At 69.9% G+C, this 18,609-nt stretch carries 16 protein-coding genes; 10 read left to right on the top strand and 6 right to left on the bottom strand.

Going from position 1 to position 18,609, the window contains the following annotated elements:
• The first annotated feature begins 5 nt into the window (after nucleotides 1-5).
• From thrC to HS104_05525, 7 genes are read left to right on the top strand one after another with little or no spacing between them, the layout of a single operon-like run.
• A complete protein-coding gene (gene thrC / locus HS104_05555) occupies nucleotides 6-1,223 on the top strand; it encodes a threonine synthase (protein ID MBE7479435.1) in 1,218 nt (405 codons plus the stop codon).
• Nucleotides 1,220-2,680, top strand: a complete 1,461-nt coding sequence (locus tag HS104_05550; protein ID MBE7479434.1) for a pyridoxal-phosphate dependent enzyme — start codon at nucleotides 1,220-1,222, stop codon at nucleotides 2,678-2,680. The genes thrC and HS104_05550 overlap by 4 nt, the downstream gene beginning before the upstream one ends.
• A 21-nt stretch (nucleotides 2,681-2,701) precedes the next feature.
• Nucleotides 2,702-5,335, top strand: coding sequence for a selenium-dependent xanthine dehydrogenase (gene xdh / locus HS104_05545; GenBank protein ID MBE7479433.1), 2,634 nt, complete (start codon nucleotides 2,702-2,704; stop codon nucleotides 5,333-5,335).
• A 50-nt stretch (nucleotides 5,336-5,385) separates the two neighbouring features.
• Nucleotides 5,386-6,540 carry an amidohydrolase family protein gene (locus HS104_05540; GenBank protein ID MBE7479432.1) on the top strand — a complete coding sequence of 385 codons (1,155 nt, stop codon included), beginning with the start codon at nucleotides 5,386-5,388 and terminating at the stop codon, nucleotides 6,538-6,540.
• Nucleotides 6,537-7,799, top strand: coding sequence for a M20 family metallo-hydrolase (locus HS104_05535; GenBank protein MBE7479431.1), 1,263 nt, complete (start codon nucleotides 6,537-6,539; stop codon nucleotides 7,797-7,799). The genes HS104_05540 and HS104_05535 overlap by 4 nt, the downstream gene beginning before the upstream one ends.
• Nucleotides 7,796-8,725 carry a hypothetical protein gene (locus HS104_05530; GenBank protein MBE7479430.1) on the top strand — a complete coding sequence of 310 codons (930 nt, stop codon included), beginning with the start codon at nucleotides 7,796-7,798 and terminating at the stop codon, nucleotides 8,723-8,725. Before HS104_05535 ends, HS104_05530 begins: the two co-directional genes overlap by 4 nt.
• Nucleotides 8,726-8,781: 56 nt before the next feature.
• Nucleotides 8,782-9,048: a DksA/TraR family C4-type zinc finger protein gene (locus tag HS104_05525; protein ID MBE7479429.1), complete on the top strand. Its 267-nt coding sequence runs from the start codon at nucleotides 8,782-8,784 to the stop codon at nucleotides 9,046-9,048.
• Nucleotides 9,049-9,072: 24 nt separating this feature from the next.
• On the opposite strand, the gene HS104_05520 is transcribed toward HS104_05525, so the two are convergent.
• From HS104_05520 to HS104_05495, 6 genes are all read right to left on the bottom strand, one after another.
• Nucleotides 9,073-11,109: a 4Fe-4S dicluster domain-containing protein gene (locus HS104_05520; GenBank protein MBE7479428.1), complete on the bottom strand. Its 2,037-nt coding sequence runs from the start codon at nucleotides 11,107-11,109 to the stop codon at nucleotides 9,073-9,075.
• Between the two features lie 19 nt (nucleotides 11,110-11,128).
• Entirely contained in the window at nucleotides 11,129-12,148 is a 1,020-nt protein-coding gene (gene meaB / locus HS104_05515) for a methylmalonyl Co-A mutase-associated GTPase MeaB (GenBank protein ID MBE7479427.1), read from the bottom strand.
• Nucleotides 12,149-12,161: 13 nt separating this feature from the next.
• Nucleotides 12,162-13,520: an acetyl-CoA carboxylase biotin carboxylase subunit gene (accC, locus tag HS104_05510; GenBank protein MBE7479426.1), complete on the bottom strand. Its 1,359-nt coding sequence runs from the start codon at nucleotides 13,518-13,520 to the stop codon at nucleotides 12,162-12,164.
• Between the two features lie 3 nt (nucleotides 13,521-13,523).
• A complete protein-coding gene (gene accB, locus HS104_05505) occupies nucleotides 13,524-13,991 on the bottom strand; it encodes an acetyl-CoA carboxylase biotin carboxyl carrier protein (GenBank protein MBE7479425.1) in 468 nt (155 codons plus the stop codon).
• 267 nt (nucleotides 13,992-14,258) lie between these two features.
• Entirely contained in the window at nucleotides 14,259-14,810 is a 552-nt protein-coding gene (gene aroQ / locus HS104_05500) for a type II 3-dehydroquinate dehydratase (protein ID MBE7479424.1), read from the bottom strand.
• Nucleotides 14,811-14,820: 10 nt separating this feature from the next.
• Nucleotides 14,821-15,183: a roadblock/LC7 domain-containing protein gene (locus tag HS104_05495; protein MBE7479423.1), complete on the bottom strand. Its 363-nt coding sequence runs from the start codon at nucleotides 15,181-15,183 to the stop codon at nucleotides 14,821-14,823.
• Between the two features lie 363 nt (nucleotides 15,184-15,546).
• Here HS104_05495 and HS104_05490 point away from each other — a divergent pair, with 363 nt between their 5' ends.
• The 3 genes from HS104_05490 to HS104_05480 are packed head-to-tail and all read left to right on the top strand — an operon-like array spanning nucleotide 15,547 to nucleotide 18,609.
• The gene (locus HS104_05490; GenBank protein MBE7479422.1) at nucleotides 15,547-17,313 is read left to right on the top strand and encodes a 3-isopropylmalate dehydratase; all 1,767 of its coding nucleotides are present in this window, start codon (nucleotides 15,547-15,549) and stop codon (nucleotides 17,311-17,313) included.
• 52 nt (nucleotides 17,314-17,365) lie between these two features.
• Nucleotides 17,366-18,133 carry a hypothetical protein gene (locus HS104_05485; protein ID MBE7479421.1) on the top strand — a complete coding sequence of 256 codons (768 nt, stop codon included), beginning with the start codon at nucleotides 17,366-17,368 and terminating at the stop codon, nucleotides 18,131-18,133.
• Nucleotides 18,133-18,609 (top strand): VOC family protein, encoded by a 477-nt coding sequence (locus HS104_05480; GenBank protein MBE7479420.1) that lies wholly within the window; start codon nucleotides 18,133-18,135, stop codon nucleotides 18,607-18,609. Before HS104_05485 ends, HS104_05480 begins: the two co-directional genes overlap by 1 nt.

Genomic DNA, 18,609 nt, shown 5'->3' with positions numbered 1-18,609 from the left:
CTGACGTGTTTTTGGGTTACGCGTGCCGCCGCTGCGGCGGCGAGCTTCGCCCCGACGAAGCCACCTACCGCTGCCCGCGCTGCGACGGCAACCTGGACGTCCGCCCGGACTTCGGGGGAGCGAGCCGCGACGCCATCAGCGCGAGCCGTGATCCCTCGCTCTGGCGCTACGCGCCGCTCTTGCCGGTGCCGGTACCGGCGGCGAGCGCCGGCCCCCTGCGCGGCGTCGGCGGCACGCCGCTGTATGCCGCGCCCCGCGTGGCGGCGAAGCTCGGGGTCGCGCGCGTCTGGCTCAAGGACGAGGGCCGCATGCCCACCGCCTCGCTCAAGGACCGCGCGAGCGCGGTGGTGGTGCAGCGCGCCCAAGCCCTCGGCCTCTCGCCCATCATCACGGCCTCCACCGGCAACGCCGGCGTGGCCCTGGCCGCCATGGCGCCCTGCGCCGGCATCGAGCCGGTGATCCTGGTGCCGGCGAGCGCGCCGCCGGCGAAGATCGCCCAGCTCCAGATCTTCGGCGCGCGCCTGGTGCTCGTGCGCGGCAGCTACGACGACGCCTTCGCGCTCTCGGAGGCGGCGGCCCGGGAGCTCGGCTGGTACTGCCGGAACACCGCCCAGAACCCCTTCACCACCGAGGGCAAAAAGACGGTCTCCTTCGAGATCGCCGAGCAGCTCGGCTGGAAGGCGCCGGATCGGGTGTTCGTCTCGGTCGGCGACGGCAACATCCTGGTCGGCGTGCACAAGGGCTTCCGTGAGCTGGTCGAGCTCGGCTTCATCGAGCGCATGCCGAAGATCATGGGCGTGCAGGCGGAGGGCTCCTCGCCCATCGCGCGGGCGTTCCTGGCCGGCAGCGACCACATCGAGCCCTGCGAGACCCACACCTTGGCCGACAGCATCGCCGCGGGAAAACCCGCCGACGGCGAGCGCGCCCTCGCCGCCGTGCGCGAGACCGGCGGCGCCTTCGTGATCGTCTCCGACGAGCAGATCCTCGCGGCCATCGCCACGCTGGGCCGGACCGCGCAGGTCTTCGCCGAGCCGGCGGCGGCGGCGGCCTACGCCGGAGCGGAGCTGACGGAGCTCGCCGCGGACGAGGAGATCGTCGTGCTCGTCACCGGCAACGGTCTGAAGGACATCGGCGCTGCCACGCGCGCCGCCAAGGCCAGCCCGCCCGTCATCGAGCCGAGCCTTGCGGCTTTGAGCCAGGTGTTGAAAGAAGGAACCCCATGATCGACCTGACCGTGAACGAAGCGGGCCTCGCCAAGGCCGTCCAGCGCGCGAAAGAGAAGAACATCGTCATCCCGACGCTGGCTCAAATGGTCGATCCCAAGAAGATCCCGCCGAAGGTCGTGGCGGGGCTCGGCAGCGTCGGGCTCTGGGACGTGAACCCGCTGAACCTGTTCCGCATCAACTGGCACAACCAGCCGGTCGAGAAGGGCGGCGGCTTCGGCGGCGTGAACTTCGTCGAGTTCCCGAGCGAGCTGACCGGCATCGAGGCGCGCATCATCGCGCTGGTCGGCAAATGGTTCCCCACCGGCGCCCACAAGGTCGGCGCGGCCTTCGGCTGCCTGGCGCCCCGGCTGGTGACCGGGCAGTTCGATCCCACCTCGCAGAAGGCCGTCTGGCCCTCGACCGGCAACTACTGCCGCGGCGGCGCCTACGACTCGGCGCTGCTCGGCTGCGAGTCCATCGCCATCCTGCCCGAGGGCATGAGCAAGGAGCGCTTCGAGTGGCTCAGCAAGGTGGCCGGCGAGGTGATCAAGACGCCGGGCACCGAGAGCAACGTGAAGGAGATCTTCGACAAGTGCTGGGAGCTCCGCCGCTCCGGCCAGTCGCTGATGATCTTCAACCAGTTCGAGGAGCTCGGGAATTACCTCTGGCACCACGAGGTGACCGGTCGTGCCATGGCCGAGGTGCTCGAGAAGGAGCTCGGCCCGAAGGGGCGCCTGGCGGGCCTGGTGGTGACCACGGGCTCCGCGGGCACCATCGCCGCCGGCGACTACCTGAAGAAACACTTCCCGGGCAGCAAGATCGGCGCGAGCGAAGCCGCGCAGTGCCCCACCCTGCTCGCCAACGGCTTCGGCGAGCACCGCATCGAGGGCATCGGGGACAAACACGTGCCCTGGATCCACAACGTGAAGAACACCGATCTGGTGATGGCCATCGACGACGAGGCGAGCATCTCGGCCATCCGCCTGTTCAACGAGCCGGCGGGCAAGAAGCACTTGGCGAGCCGCGGCCTCTCGGCGGCCTTCATCGACAAGCTCTCGCTCCTCGGGATCTCCGGCGCGGCCAACCTGCTCAGCGCCATCAAGCTGGCCAAGTGGTACGAGCTCGGCCGCGAGAGCGTGGTGATGACCGTGCTCACCGACTCGATGGAGATGTACCAGAGCCGCCTCGCCGAGCTGAACGCCGAGCGCGGCGCCTTCACCGAGGTGGACGCCGCCGTGGCGCACGAGCGCCACATCCTGGGCGTGGGCACCGACCTGATGGAGGAGCTGTCGCACCCCGCGAAGAAGCGCGTCCACAGCCTGAAGTACTACACGTGGGTCGAGCAGCAGGGGAAGACCTACGCGGAGATCCAACAGCAGTGGCACGACGACGAGTACTGGACCGGGATCCCGAAGCTTGCGCCCAAGCTCGACGAGCTGATCGGCGAGTTCAACGCGCGGGTGGGCCTCGGCTGAGACTCTGATATTCTCTGCCCCATGCCCGGCATCGACTTCACGCTGAATGGGGAGAAGCGCCACCTCGAAGTGGCGGCGGGGGAGTCGCTGCTCGACGCGCTCCGCGACCGCTGCGGCGTCACCTCCACCAAGGACGGCTGCCAGCCCCAGGGCCAGTGCGGCTGCTGCCTGGCCCTGGTAGACGGCCAGGCGAAGACGACCTGCGCCCTCGACGCCGAGAAGGTGGCGGGCAAGGAGGTGGTCACGCTGGAGGGCCTGCCCGAGAGCGATCGCTCGCTGCTCTCCCAAGCCTTCGTGGTGTCCGGCGGGCTCCAGTGCGGCTTCTGCATCCCCGGCTTCGCCCTGCGCGCCAAGCAGCTCTGCGACAAGAACCCGAGCCCCAGCCGCGACGAGATCGCCAAGGCCGTCGATGGCCACCTCTGCCGCTGCACCGGCTACGTGAAGATCATCGACGCCATCGAGCTCTACGCGAAGGCGAAGCGCGGCGAGCCGCTGCCCGAGGCGAGCGCGGACGCCGGCCTCGGCAAGCCCTACCCCCGCTACCGGGGCGCGGAGATGACCCTCGGCGACCGGCCCTACGTCGCCGACATGGTGCGCGAGGGCATGCTCCACGGCGCCCTGGTGCTGTCGCCGCACCCGCGGGCGAAGGTGACGCGCATCGACACGACCAAGGCCAAGGCGCACCCCGGCGTCCGCGCGGTGGCGACCGCCGCCGACGTGCCCGGCGAGCGCTGGTACGGCCTGCTCTACGCCGACTGGCCTGCGTTCATCGCCGTCGGCGAAGAAGCCCGCTACGTCGGCGACGTGCTCGCGGCGGTGGCGGCCGACGACGAGGCGACGGCGCGCGCCGCAGCGGCCCTGGTCGAGGTGGACTACGAGGTGCTGACGCCCATGCTCTCGCCGGCCGAAGCGCTCGCGGAGGGCGCGCCGCGCGTGAACCCCACCCACGACAACGTGCTCTCGCGCTCCATCATCAAGCGCGGCGACGTCGAGGTGGCCTTCGCCCAGAGCGCCCACGTGGTGGAGGGGACCTGGCAGACCCAGCGCATCGAGCACCTGTACCTGGAGCCGGAGGCGGCCCTGGCAGAGCCGCTGCCGGGCGGGAAGATGGCCCTCTACACCCAGGGCCAGGGCGTGTTCGACGACCGCCGGCAAGTGGCGAAGCTCCTGGGGATCCCGGAAGACGACCTGTACGTCGAGCTGGTGCCGAATGGCGGCGCCTTCGGCGGCAAGGAGGACATGAGCGTGCAGTCGCAGACCGCGCTGCTCGCGAAGCTCACCGGTCGGCCCGTGCGCATCGAGCTGACGCGCGAGGAGTCCATCCGCATCCACCCGAAGCGCCACCCCATCCACATGCAGTACAAGGTGGGCTGCGACGCGGAGGGACGCCTCACTGCGGTGAAGGCGCGCATGGTCGGCGACTCGGGTCCTTACGCCTCCGTGGGCGGCAAAGTGCTGGAGCGCGCGGCCGGCCACTCCTGCGGGCCTTACCGCGTCCCGAACGTGGACGTGGAGGCCGTCGCCGCCTACACCAACAACCCGCCCTGCGGCGCCATGCGCGGCTTCGGCGCGAACCAGGCGAGCTTCGCCATCGAGGGCTGCCTGGATCTCCTGGCGAAGAAGGTCGGCATCGACGCCTACCAGATCCGCGATCGCAACATCGTCGCCGTTGGCGACCTGTTCTCCACGGGCCAGGTGCTGGAGAAGTCCGTCGGCATCCGCAAGACCCTCGAGGCCGTCAAAGACGTCTACTACCAGGCCAAGAACGCCGGCAAAGCCGTGGGCATCGGCTGCGGCATCAAGAACAGCGGCATCGGCAACGGCGTCGAGGAGTGGGGCAAGTGCCGGATGGTGGTCGAGAAGGACCTGACGGTGTCGCTCTACAACGGCTACACCGAGATGGGTCAGGGCCTGCTCACCATCCTGATCCAGTTCGCGACCGAGGTGACCGGCCTGCCCGGCAGCGTGTTCCGCCCCAAGGTGGACTCGACGTTCGCCCTCGGCTGCGGTCAGACAACCGGCTCCCGCGCCACGCTCTTCGCCGGCAACGCCGTGAAGAGCGCCGCCGAGAAGCTCAAGGCGGATCTCGATCGCGGCAAGACGCTCGGTGATCTGGTGGGCCAGGTCTACGCCGCGGACATCGTGATCGCCGACACCACCCCGCTCGGCAAGCCGGCGGCCAAGATCAAGACGCACACCGCCTTCGGCTACGCCACGCAGGTCTGCATCCTGGACGAAAAAGGGCGCATCGAGCGCTTCGTCGCCGCGCACGACGTCGGGCGCGTGGTGAACCCGGTGCTCTGCTCCGGCCAGATCGAGGGCTCGGTGCACATGGGCATCGGCTACGCCCTGACCGAGGAGCTGCCGACGGAGAACGGCATGCCGGTCACGTTCAAGCTGCGCGAGATCGGCGTCCTGCGCGCCCGCGACATGCCCAAGGTGGACGTGATCATGGTCGAGGAGCCGGAGCCCGAGGGTCCGTTCGGGGCCAAAGGTGTCGGCGAGATCGGCCTGGTGCCCACTGCGGGCGCGGTGGCCGGTGCGCTGGAGGCCTTCGACGGCATTCGCCGCACCACGTTGCCGATGAAGGACTCGCCCGCCGCCAAGGCGATGAGCGTCGGCCGCATCAAGGGAGATCGGGAGAAGTGGCGCTGAGCGCCCTGTATCTCGACGCAGGCGAGCACTCGGTTCTGGTCGACGGCGGCGTGATCGCCGCGCTCGGCCCGGGTGCCCGCGCCCCGGCCGGCGCGAAGGTCCTCGATTGCCGCGGCCTGTCCATCCGCCCTGGCGCCGTCAACGCGCACACGCACCTCTACAGCGGCCTCGCGCCGCTCGGCATGCCTGCGCCGGAGCCGCCGCCGGAGAGCTTCGTCCAAATCCTGGAGCGGCTGTGGTGGCGGCTCGACCGCGCCCTCGACGCGGAGTCGCTGTTCGTCTCCGCCGAGCTCTACCTGGCGGAGTCGCTGCTCGCCGGCACCACCGCGCTCATCGACCACCACGAGTCGCCCGCCTTGATCGAAGGCTCGCTCGATCTGCTCGGCGACGCGGCCCACAGCCTGGGCTGTCGCCTGGCCACCGGTTACGGCGCCACGGATCGCAACGGCGGCCCGGAGGAAGGGCGCCGCGGCCTCGGGGAGTGCCGGCGCTTCGCCCGGGAAAACCGCCGCCCGCTGGTCCGGCCGCTGGCGGCCCTGCACGCCTCGTTCACGGTCAGCGACGAGACGGTGAGGCTCGCAGGCGGGCTCGGGTTGCCGGTGCACGTTCACGTGGCGGAGGACGCGGCGGACGTCGCGGACGCCAAGCGCCGCGGGTTCGCCGGGCCGCTCGAGCGCCTGCTCGAGCTCGGCGCGCTGCCGCGCGGCTCGATCCTGGCGCACGGCGTGCACCTCACGCCGGAGCAGGTGCGCGCGGCGGACGAGGCCGGGCTGTGGCTGGTGCAGAACCCGCGCTCCAACGCCGGAAACCGCGTGGGCTTCGCCAAGAACCTCGACGCGAGCCGGCACGTCGCCTTGGGCACCGACGGCTACCCCGCCGAGATGGCCCTGGAGCGCGCAGCGCTCGCCGAGGAAGCCGAGCGCGCGGGCCATCCGCTCGGCCCGGAGCTGCTCGCGGCTCGGGCACGCGGCGCCTACGCGCTGGCTTCGGAGCTGTTCGGAGTACGCCTCGAGCCCGAGCTCAGCCTGGGCGCTGCCGCAGATCTGGCCGTCTGGGGCGACGCCGACAAGCCGCGGCACGTCCTGGTCGCCGGCGAGCTCGTCGTCGAGGACGGCCGGCTCACTCGGGCAGATCTCGCGCGGATCCACCGCAACGCCAACGCGGAGGCCCCGGCTCTCTGGCAACGCATGAAGGAGCTCCGATGAGCCAGCCCTCCATCGATCCCGATCGCCTCTACGCCTCGCTGGCAGCGCTGGGCGAGATCGGCGCCTACGACGACCCGCGCACGGGCCTCCGCGGGGTGAACCGCCTGGCGCTCACCGCTGCCGACGGCGCTGGTCGCCGCCACGTGGTCGAGCAGATGAAGCGCCTGGGTTTGGCGGTCACGGTCGATCGCATCGGCAACGTCTACGCCCGGCGCGAAGGCCAACGACCCGAGCTTTCGCCCGTGATGATGGGCTCGCACATCGACTCCGTGGAGACCGCCGGTCGCTTCGACGGCTGCCTGGGCGTCTTGGGCGGCCTCGAGGTGATCGCCAGCTTGAACCAGCACGGCCTCCGCACGCTGCGGCCGCTGGTGGTCGCGTTTTTCACGGACGAAGAGGGCTCGCGCTTCGGCACCGACATGCTCGGGAGCGCCGTGGCCACCGGGCGCCTCACCCTCGAGGCCGCCTACGCTCTCAGGGACAAGCGGGGGCTCCTGCTCAAGGACGAGCTCTCGGCCATCGGCTTCCTGGGCGACAGCGAGGAGCTGCTCGCCGCGCCCTACGCCTACCTGGAGTGCCACATCGAGCAAGGCCCGGTCTTGCGCGCGAACGGCACGGACATCGGCGTGGTCACCGGCGTGCAGGCCATCAGCTGGCACGAGCTCGGCATCGTGGGCAAGAGCGCCCACGCCGGCACAACGCCCATGGGTCTGCGCGCCGATCCGGCGGTCGCCGCCGCGCGCATCGCGCTCCGCATGCGCGAGATGGCCACCTCGGGCCGCTACGGGGACGGCATGCGCACCACCATGGGCTCGATCATCCCGCGGCCGGGGCTGGTCAACGTGGTGCCAGCGGAGGTCGTGTGCAGCGTGGATCTCAGAAACCCCGACGACGCGCTGATGCGCCGCGCCGAGGCAGATCTCATCGAGTATTACGCCGAGGTCGAGACGCTCGAGAACGTCAAGCTCAGCTGGCGCCAGACCGCCCGCACCGAGACGGTGCGCTTCGCGGACGTGGTTCAGGACCGCGTCGAGGCCGCGGCGAAGGCCCGGGGCCTCTCCACCGAGCGCATCGTGTCCGGCGCCGGGCACGACGCCCAAGAGATGGCGCGCCTGACCCAGGCCGGCATGGTGTTCGTGCCGGGTGAATACGACGGCATCAGCCACAACCCCCGGGAGCTCTCGACCCGCGAGCAGTGCGCGAACGGAGTCAACGTGGCTCTGGACGTGCTTCTCTCCTTCGCCAACGAGGAACCATGACCCGCATCGCGGTGACCCAGACGGTGAACGCCTACCGCGACATGCCGGCGAGCGTCGCCGAGCTCGCCCAGCTCGAAGGCAAGCTCGACGCTCTGCGCGAGCAGAACGTCGCCCACCACGTGGACTTGATGCGCGCCGCCAAGGCCCAAAGCGTCGAGGTCATCGGCTTCGGCGAGCTCTTCCCCGGGCCCTACTTCGCCCTGGGCAAGCACCCGATGTGGTTCGCCCTGGCGGAGGACGCCGCGACCGGGCCCACCGTGACCACGCTGCGGGCCGCCGCCAAGGAGCTCTCGATGATCGTGGTCGCGCCCATCTACGAGCGCGATCCGCGCGGCCAGCGCTTCAACACCGCCGTCTTCATCGACGAGCAGGGCCAGGTACTGGGCAAATACCGCAAGACCCACCTGCCCTGCGGACAGAACGAGCAGGGCAGCTTCGACGAGCCGTACTACTACGACAAGAGCGACGGCCAGAACGGCGAGAGCGCCGCCAACGTGTCGAAGAACCCGTTCTTTCCGGTGTACCAGACCTCAGCCGGCCGCATCGGTGCGGCCATCTGCTACGACCGCCACTTCGAGGGCGTGATGTACTCGCTCGCCCGCGAAGGCGCCGAGCTCGTGTTCTCGCCCGCCGTCACCTTCGGCGACAAGAGCCAGCGCATGTGGCAGCTCGAGTTCCAGGTGGACGCCGCGCGCCACCGCCTGTTCATCGCCGGCTCGAACCGCAAAGGCCAGGAGCCCCCCTGGAACCAGCCCTACTTCGGGCAGAGCCACGTCGCAGGTCCGAACGGCGTCTTGCCGAACCTCTCGACCCACGAGAACCTGATCATCGCCGACGTCGATCTCGCGCTGCTCTCGGGGCCCGATCCGTCGGGCTGGGATCTGCCGCGGGACGTGCGCTACGAGAGCTACTCGAAACGGGGGTGACGTCAGGGGCCGTGCGCGCGGCCCGGCGCGTGATACCTTCGAACAAGGAACTTCTCATGGCCAGCGGTTGGGCTCACGACGGAGCCGTACAGGAACAGATCGACGCGACCGTGGAGAGCGAGGTCGCCCGCGTCCGGAGCCGTCTGGCCCAGACCGAGAGCCTCACCCATTGCGAGGACTGCGGGGAGGAGATCCCGGCGGCGCGGCGCCGCGCGGTCGCCGGCGTGCGCCGCTGCGTTCAGTGCCAGTCCGAGGCCGACCAGCAAGAGGGACAGCCGAGCCTGTACAACCGGCGCGGCAGCAAGGACAGCCAGCTGAAATAGGCGCGCGCGGCGTGACGCTCGCCTTCACTCGCTCGGGGCGCTGACGTAGCTCACCCCGCTCTCGTCGAGCACGCTCTTGCCCAGGAGCTTCATCAGCCGGAGGTAGGTGAGATCGACCTCGACGCTGGCGTGGCCGCTCAGGTTCTGTGTGGGGTCGTCGGCGTCGCAGCTGAGCTCGAAGCCGGCGCCCGTGTAGCTGGCGCGGCCGTTCTCGAAGCTGGCGCCGAAGTCACGACCCTGGAAGCGGCCGAGCACGGCGAAGCCCGCGCCCAGGCGCTCGACGAAGAAGCCGTCGCGATTCTGGTGTTTCGCGAACTCCTCGCGGCTGCCGAAGAAGCGCGGCTTGAGCAGGTACGGGCCGCCGTCCTCCGGGCAGAACACGTCGCAGTTGCCGCACTCGTTGCAGAAGTCGGCGTAGTTCGCGATCTGGTGCTTCTTCTCCACCGTGTGGCTGCCTTCGGTGCGGATCTGGAAGGCGCCCGAGGGGTCGCGCACGGCCTTCTGGATCGGCACTTCCATCTTCGGCAGCTCGTAGGTGAAGTTCGCGTCGTTCGGGCAGACCGGGATGCACTTGTCGCAGGTCAGGCAGTCGAACAGGACGAGCAGCGAGCCCACCTTCTTCGGCGGCTTGTTGGTGGCGGCGCGGGTGTAACGCGGATCGGCGAGCAGGGCGTCGAGGTAGGCGCGCGTGTTCTCGAGCTTCGCCTCCGAGACCCAGCGTGGGTAGAGCTTCGGTCCCGCCGCCGCAGCGAGATCGGCGCCGGACAGGAGCGCGGCACGGCACTCGGCGCTGCCTCCACCGCCGGCGCGCTCGAGCGCAGCCTCGCCTCGTCCCTTGGCGCGGATGATGAAGTCGCCGACGCTCCCTGCGGGGCCCATGCGCGTGCCGAGCTCGCGGAAGTAGCCCTCCATGCGCGCGTAGCCGCCGGTGCGGAGCAGATCGGTGCACACCGTGACCGGCACCAGGCCCAGGCTCACCGCGTCCGGGAAGTTCTTGGCGTCGATGCCGGCGGAGAACGAGATCGGATAGCGGTCGCCGAAGGCCTCGCGAAAGCGACCGACGAGGCTCATCGCCAGGACGTGCAGCGGCTGCCCGGACAGGTACATGACCTTCTCGGTGGCCGGGAAGAAGCTGCGCTCGTTCTGCACGATCAGCGTGTTGGTGAACTTCACGCCGAAGCCGCGGCCGAGGCCCTTGGCCTTGTCACCGAGCCGACCCACGAAGTCCACGGCCTGCTCCCAGGTCGCGTCCTTGTCGAAGGCTTCGTCGGGCGCGTGGTCGGCGTAGCCGAGCACGTCGTTGAGCAGGCGGCGCACCTCCGTCTTGCCGAGCAAGGTCGGGTTCAGCTTCACGATGCAGTGCAAGCCGAGCTTCTCCAGCAAGAAAGCGGTGATGCGCTCGATCTCGTCGGGCGGGCAACCGTGGAAGGTCGAGAGCGTGAGCGTGTCGGCGAGGCGGGTGCGGAACGGCAGCTCTCGGTAGCGGGCGAAGGCCGGCGGGATCTGCCGGCGCAGCCGCTCGACCACGGCGCTCGCGTCCAGCATGCCCGAGAGGAACGCCTGCACGCGTTCGTTCTGGATGCCCGCGAGGTCGTAGCCGACGCTCATGTCGAACACCCAGCGATCGAAGCCCGGCTGGAGCTTCAGCTTCCCGCTCGCGATCAGGATCTCGAGCAGCATCGAAGCCTTCACGTACTCCTCGAGTGACTGCTCGAGCGTCAGCTCCTGCGACCACTCGACGTTGTAGCCGATGGTCTGGGCGTCGATGCACGGCCGCGGGATCTGGAGGCGATCCATGATCTGCACGGTCTTCAGCTCGAAGATGCGACCGCCGCCCAAAAACGAGAGCACGATGTTCTGCGCGAGCTGCGAGTGCGGCCCCGCCGCGGGGCCGAGGGGCGAGGCGGCCGTGTGGCCGTGGAAGGCCACGGACAGGTCCTTCTCCGGCAGCCCGCGCACGAACTTCTTCTCCGGCAGGTGGAACATCGCCTGCTCGTGCTCGAGCTCGCTGAAGGCCCGAGTCAGGAGGCGCGCGAAGGGGTACGGGACGAGCTCGGCCACGGCACGGGATGATACCTGGTCATCCCCTGGCTCGGAACTCTGCGATCAGCTCCTCCGAAGCCGTGTAGGGATCGGTCTCCTTGCGCTGGACGCGCTCCGCGGCTCGCTCGACTTCGGCTCCCAGCTCTCGGGTCGCCTCTTCGGTCAGGGCTTCGCGCAGGAACGCCAGCATCGAGAGGTGCAGGCGCTCGGCGCGCCGCAGCTTGCCCGCTTCACCGTCGAGCCAGACACGGTGCTCGCGCAGCTTGGCCGCGAGCTCGGGGATGCCCGTGCCGCGAGTTGCGGCGGTCTTCACGATGGGCGGCGTCCAGGCGTCACCGCTGGCACCTTGGGCGGCTCGGCCGCCGACGGTCACGGCGCTATGGCCACGTCCCTTCCCAGCGGCCACCGAGTAGATGTCGCCGGAGAGCGCGAGCATCACCTCCAGGTCGCGCACGGTGGCGTCGGCGCCGTCGCGGTCGGCTTTGTTCACGGCGAACACGTCCGCGCACTCCAGGATGCCGGCCTTGATCGCCTGCACGTCGTCGCCCATGCCGGGCGCCATCACCACCAGGGTGGTGTGCGCCATGCGCGTGACCTCGAGCTCGTCCTGGCCCACACCGACGGTCTCGACGATGACGACCCTGGCGCCCCAAGCGTCCAGGATACGGCTGATGTCGCTGGTGGAGCGCGAGAGCCCACCCAGCGCGCCGCGCGTGGCGACGGAGCGGATGAACACCTCGGGGTCCTCGAAGTGCCGCTGCATGCGGATGCGGTCGCCCAGGATGGCGCCGCCGGAGAACGGGCTGGTGGGGTCCACCGCCACGACGGCGACGCGCTCACCCGCCCCGCGGAACTGCGTGATGAGCTGGTCGGTCAGCGTGCTCTTGCCGGCCCCGGGTGTGCCCGTGACGCCGATCAGCCAGGCGTCGCCGGTCTTCGGGTACAGGGCCTTCATCAGCTCGCGGTGGCCCTCGAGCCGATCGTCCACCGCGCGGCAGGCCCGAGCCGCGGCGCGTGGGTCCCCAGCAAGGATCCTGCTCGGAAGGTCGCTCGCCATCCCGAGCCCGAGCTTACACCCGCTCGCGCTTGCGCTGTTCCATGATGCGCTCCACGGTCCGGGTGGTCATGCGCGCCTCGCGCACCTCCGGATCGGCCAACATGCGCTTGTGGAAGTCGATGTTGGTGCGGATGCCGCCGATGATGAACTCGTCCAGGGCGCAATCCATCTTGACGATGGCCTGCTCCCGGGTGGGAGCGTGCACGATCACCTTGGCCAGGAGCGAGTCGTAGTGCTGCGGCACGGTCCAGCCGCCGTAGATGCCGGAGTCGACGCGGACGCCGCCGCCGCCGGGCGGGTGGTACTCGGTGATGAGCCCGGGCCAGGGCGCGAAGGTCTCGGGGTCTTCGGCCATGATCCGACACTCGATGGCGTGGCCGCGGAACTTCCACGGGCGCGTGTCCGGCAGCTCGAGCTTCTCGCCCGCAGCCACGCGGATCTGCTCCACGACGAGGTCCACGCCGGTCACCAGCTCGGTCACCGGGTGCTCGACCTGGACTCGCGTGTTCATCTCCATGAAGTAGAGGCTCTTGTCCTCGTCCATCAGGAACTCGAGCGTGCCCAGGGAGGTGTAGCCCGTCTCGCGGATGGCCTTGCGGATGCGCTCGCCCATCTCCGAGCGGAGCTTCTCCCCCATGGCGTAGCTGGGGGACTCCTCCACCAGCTTCTGGTTCCTGCGCTGCAAGGAGCACTCGCGCTCGCCCAGCGTCCAGACCTGACCGTGGTCGTCGGCCAGCGCCTGAAACTCGATGTGGCGAGGCCTCTCCACGAAGCGCTCCAGGTACAGCTCCGGGTTCTTGAAGCTCGCCATGGCCTCGGCCGTGGCGCTCTCGAAGGCGCGGCGAACCTCGGAGAGCTTGCGCACCACGCGCATGCCGCGGCCGCCGCCGCCGCCTCGCGCCTTGACCATCACGGGGAGCCCCACACGTTTCGCCTCGCTCTCGGCGTGGGACGCGTTCTGGAGCGCCTCGCTGCCGGGGAGGAGCGGCAAGCCGAACCTTCGAGCCGCTTCGCGGCCGGTGAGCTTGTCACCCCACTGCTTCATCGCCTCGGGCCGCGGGCCGATGAAGGTCAGGCCGCAGCGCGCGACGACCTGCGCGAACTCGGAGTTCTCGCTCAGGAAGCCGTAGCCCGGGTGGATGGCGTCGGCGCCAGTGATCTCCGCGGCGCTGATGATCGCGGGGACGTTCAGGTAGCTCTGGGACGCCGGCGCCGGGCCGATGCACACGGCCTCGTCGGCGAAGCGCACGTGCAGCGCCTTGGTGTCCGCCTCCGAGTGGACCGCCACGGTCTTGACGTCGAGCTCGCGGCACGCGCGGATGACGCGCATGGCGATTTCGCCGCGGTTGGCGATGAGGACCTTGCGGAACATGGCTCAGCTCTTCTTGAGCTTGAAGAGCTTCTGCCCGAACTCCACGCTCTGCCCGTTCTCGACCAGCACCTCGACGATGCTGCCGGGGAACTCCGCCTCGATTTCGTTCATCAGCTTCATGGCCTCGACGATGCAGAGCGTCTGCCCCTTCTTCACCACGGCCCCGACCTCGACGAAGGGGTCGGCGTCGGGCGCCGGCGAGCGATAGAAGGTGCCGACGAACGGCGAGGTGATGAACACCACGCTGGGGTCACCCTCGTCCTTCTTGGCAGCGCTGGCGGCGGCCGCCGCGCTGGTGGTCACCGGGACCTGAGCCGGAGCGGCCTGCAGCTGAGCGGCCGTGACCAGCGGCGCTCCCCGCGCCATCGAGATGCGGACGCGCACCTTCTCGTCTTCGTACTCGAACTCGGCGGCGCCACCGTCCTCGAGGGTCTTGAGCAGGTTCTTGATCTGCTTCAGCGGAAGGTCCATCGCGCGGAAGCTACTCCGGGATTCGTTGCAGGGTAAAGCGAGTGATTTTCTGGGCCGCGAAGCCGAGTTCGCGCCGTTCCGACTCGGGTTTCGTCCCTCGCCCTGCCCCGCTTCCTCGAAGCGCGCTCGGGAAACGCCCTGCGGCAATTCCCACCGGACGGCGGGAATTGGCCAACCCGCCGGAGCTCTCGTGGACCGTGGACTCCGTGGCAGGCCGTGATTTGCGGATGGCAGGACGGCGGAAGTCGGCCTGACGCTGTGCGGCGCTCAGCGCGGACGCGGCGCGCGTAAGTGCTCGACGAGACCACGAAGCGCCAAGAGATACGAGTCCGCACCAAAGCCGGCGACCCTGCCCAGACACGCCGGAGCGGTGCGGGAGCGACGCCGGAACTCCTCGCGAGCGTCCGGGTTGGTGAGGTGGACCTCGACGGCCGGCAGCCCGCAGCCCTTGAGGGCGTCGTGGAGCGCCCAGGAAGTGTGGGTGAGCGCGCCGGGGTTGATCAGGATCCCGTTGAGCCCAGCGTCGTCCGCCCCGTTGATCCAATCGATCAGCTCGCCCTCGTGGTTGCTCTGGCGGCACACGACCTCGGCGCCGAGCTCGCGCGCGGCGAGGGCCAGACGCTCGTGGATCTGGGCGAGCGTGAGCGTGCCGTAGATCTCGGGCTCGCGCCGGCCCAGCCGGTCCAGGTTGGGACCGCTCAGGACCAAGATGCGCTCGACCCGAGCCCCACGCGCGGGGCGGCGGCGCGGCGGCACGCGCGGCGCGCGAGTACGACGGCCCGCGACCGCAGGAGCACCTCGACGCGAGCGCGCCGTCATGGTCGATCCGTCAGGAGCCCAGCTCTTCGACCAGCTTGGGCGCGGCCAGACGCAGTAGGAAGCGCCCCTTGCCCAGGTTGCCCTCGGGCGTCAGCGTGATGGCCACGAAATAGTTTTCGTTGAGCACGCGGATCAAGGTGACCATTTTGGCGCTCTTGAAGGCCACCTCGCGTGTGTCGCCCGCATCCAGCATCTCCGAGGCCCGCTGGATCGCTTTGACCACCACGCTGACCTCCGCGCCCACGGTCTCGATGTCGAACGGCGACTCGTTCTTGGCGTAGCTTTCGAGCGGAATGCCCTCGAAGTCCATGAGAAGCCCGGCCATGCCGCCTTCCACGCCGTCGACCACGCCCTGCAGCGCCTCCTTGAACATGGGCCAAATCGTACTGGCTTTGGCCCAAACGAGTGAATGTTTCTGCGTGTGGCGCGCTCGACGACGGCGCCCGCCAGCCGTCCGGACCGGGGGCCCCGGGCTGGGGCCGAGAATGCGACCGGCCGCAGAAATCCGGCCAAAACCGAGCCCCTGGACCCGGCCAGCCATGGGACTTGCACCCGGACGCCGGCTGGGGGATGTCCACCAGGGAGATCTGCCCGCTGACCGTCCTTGACCCCCCCGACGGCGAGCGGCTACCTTCCCGTCCCTCTCGAGGCGCGAGGTCTCGAGACGTGAAACTTGCTCGCTCGAGGTAGGTAGTCGAAGCCCATGCGTGCGCGAGCGGGGGATCCGCCCCGCACAATGACACAGAAGGTCCTCGCAGGACGGGCCGACGATCCAGAGCTCAAAGGCGAGCTGGTTCGAGTGAAGGTGGACCAGGTCATCCTGGCCCGCGATCCCTCGCGCGCGCTCGGCGAAGCGCTCCAGGCCGGCATGAAGAAGTGCGCGGTCGAAGTCGCGGTCGCCTACGACACGCGCTGCGTCACGACGGACGGCGCAGAGACCGCCGGCGACCGCGTGATGCGCGCGGCGCTCGGCACGGGGCTCCTCTTGTCGCGCCCGGGGATCGGCTTTCCCGCCCCGGTCCACCTGGAGCGATTCGGCAGCCCCGCGCGCCTCGCGCTGTGCGACGAGCCCCGGATCGCCGCGGTGGGCGGCGTGGGCATGCTGACTCTGGTCGCGGCGCCGTCGCAGCTGGCGGAGGCATTGGCGACCGGCGCGATCTGGCTCAGGCCTCCGCGCAGCATCCAAGTGCTGCTCTCCGGTAGGATCCGCCCCTTCGTGTGCGTGCGCGACGTCGCGCTGGAGCTCGTGCGTCGCGGCCTCGGAGACGTCATCCAGCGAGTGGACCGCGAGCATCAGGCGCCCGTCGTCATCGAGTTCGCGGGCCCGAGCGCGCGCCTGCTCTCGGTGCCCGATCGCGCCGTGCTGGCCGCCCTCGGACCCCATCTGGGCGCTACCGCTGCGGTCTTCGTCAGCGACGAGAAGACCGAGGTCTACCTGCGCGACCAGCGCCGTTCCAAGGCGCACCGCAGCCTGACGCCGGATCCCGGCGCCCCCTGCGACGACGTGATCAGCGTGGATCTGTCCGCGGTCGATCCCTTGGTGATGGACGAACAGGGCGTGGTCCGGCCCGTCCGCGAGCTCGCCGGCAAGCCGGTCCTCCAGGTGGTGCTCGGCGGCGACACCGGCGCCTCGCTCCGCGACCTGTTGGCCGCGGCTGCGCTGCTCAAGAGCAAGCGCGTCCCGCCCCGGCTGGACCTGCTCATCGCCCCCCCGTCTCGCCAAGCTCTCGAGGTGCTCGCGCACTCCGGCGCGCTCGTGGATCTGATCGCCACAGGCGCTCGGCTCATCGAGCCCGATCAGCGCCTGGTCACCGGCGAGCTCTACCCCCCGCCCGCCGGTGGCGTCTCGCTCAGGACCTGCGATCCGGAGCCGAGCGCTCCCCCCGAGCGTCGCTTCGTCGTCGCCTCGGCGGAGACCATCGCCTACGCCGTCGCGTCGGGCAGCGTCGGAGACCCGCGCTCCTTCAAGCGCCCAGTGCGGGTGACCGTGCCGCGCACCCTACCCACGGACGACGTGCTGATCGTGCGCAAGGGCAAGGCCAAAGGCAAGGGCGAGGGCGACGGCGGCAAGACGCCGCTCTCGACGCTGCCCCCACCGGCGGGATGGAACGCCGCGGCGACGCTTTCGTTGGTGAAAGAGCGCGCGACCATGACGGAGCCGAGCGCCATGCTGCTCTCGTCCCTGGATGCCGTGCGCTGGGCGGCGCGCTACGCCTCCGACCTGCCCGCGCTCCGGGCCGTCATTGCCGAGCACTTGCCCGCCGGCATCGTGCCGCAGTTCGCCGCCCTCGGCATCGCTGCCCTTACCGCGGACGCCGCGACGTTGAAGAAGCTCGGCCAGGAGAAGAGCCTGACGCTGCCGGCGCCGAACGGCTCGGACGTCTCGGTTTCGGCCGGTGCGACCAAGGCGGAGCTCAAGTGGGTGGCAATCGGCGCCGAGCGCTCCTGGACCGAGTCGGGGACCGCCCGGGGCTCGGCTGCGCCCCCAAAACCTGGCCGCTGACGCGCAAGCCGGGGTCGACGGCGGTCGCCCCGGCCGTCTAAGCTCCGCCGCCATGGGGAAGCTTCAGTTACTCGGGGTGATGGCCTGGTTGGCGACGCCGAGCGTCGCGCTCGCGCAGGCGGTTGACGCAGAGAGCAGCAAAGGCGCCGCTGAGCCGAGCGCCGTCGAGAAGGAGCAGGCCGAGGCGGGGACGGCGGACAAGCCGGCGGCCGCGACCAGCGCGGCCCTCGACGACGCCGAGGCCAAGGCCAAGCAGGAGAGCGCCTACGGCCACGGCCGGCAGTTCGGCCTGCGCGCAGGCATCGTCGGCGGCTACCGCATGGTGTTCCGCTACGACGAGTCGCCGCTCTGCAACGAGTACAAGACCGACAAGAGCCTGAAAGACCAGCAGAAGTTCTGCGGCCACGCCTCGCCGCTCGCCGCCGAGGTAGCGGTCAGCTTCGCGCCCGTCGACGCCATCGAGCCGTTCCTGTTCGGGCGCTTTGGGCTTCAGAAGGAAGAGAAGACCGGCACCGACGCGGTGATGGTGGTCGGCGCGGGCTTGCGCGTCTACACGATGGCTGACTCGGCCTTCAAGGTGTTCATCGAGCCCGCCATCGCCGCCGAGCTCGAGGGCGGCACCGCGGACAAGCGGGTCCCCGACCCGACCTACGACCCGCAATACAAGAAGGACGTGCTGTTCCACTTGGCAGCCGGCCCGCAGTACGATTTCGCCAAGATGGTCGGCGTCTACCTGGACGCCGGCATCACCACGGGCATCCTGCGCAGCATCCACTCGAACCTCGAGCTGCAGCTCGGTCTGCAGTTCCGAGCACCCTGATGAGCTCACGACCGTTTCGAGTGCTGGGGGTCCAGCAGATCGCCATCGGCGCCCGGGACAAGAGCGCGCTCCGCAAGCTCTGGCTCGACACGCTCGGGCTGCCGCTGGTCGCCGAGAAGCGCATGGAGCGCGAGAACGTGGATGAGGACATCACCGCCGCGGGCGCTGGCGCCTTCCGCGTGGAGATCGACCTGATGCAGCCCATCGACCCGGAGAAGAAGCCGGCCGTGCACGAGGTCCCGCTCAACCACATCGGGCTCTGGATCGACGACCTGCCCCGTGCGGTCGAGTGGCTCACGGCACAGGGCGTGCGCTTCGCGCCCGGCGGCATCCGCGCCGGCGCCTCGGGTCACGACATCTGCTTCATCCACCCGAAGGGCAACGCGGAGCACCCCATCGGCGGCGAAGGGGTGCTGATCGAGCTGGTGCAGGCGCCGCCAGAAGTGATCGCCGCTTTCGAGGCCGCAGGCGGCTGA

Source organism: Polyangiaceae bacterium (genome assembly GCA_015075635.1).
GTDB lineage: Bacteria > Myxococcota_A > Polyangia > Polyangiales > Polyangiaceae > JADJKB01.
Note: the sequence above shows the minus strand (reverse complement) of the source record. Positions and strands in the feature narration are given on the sequence as shown.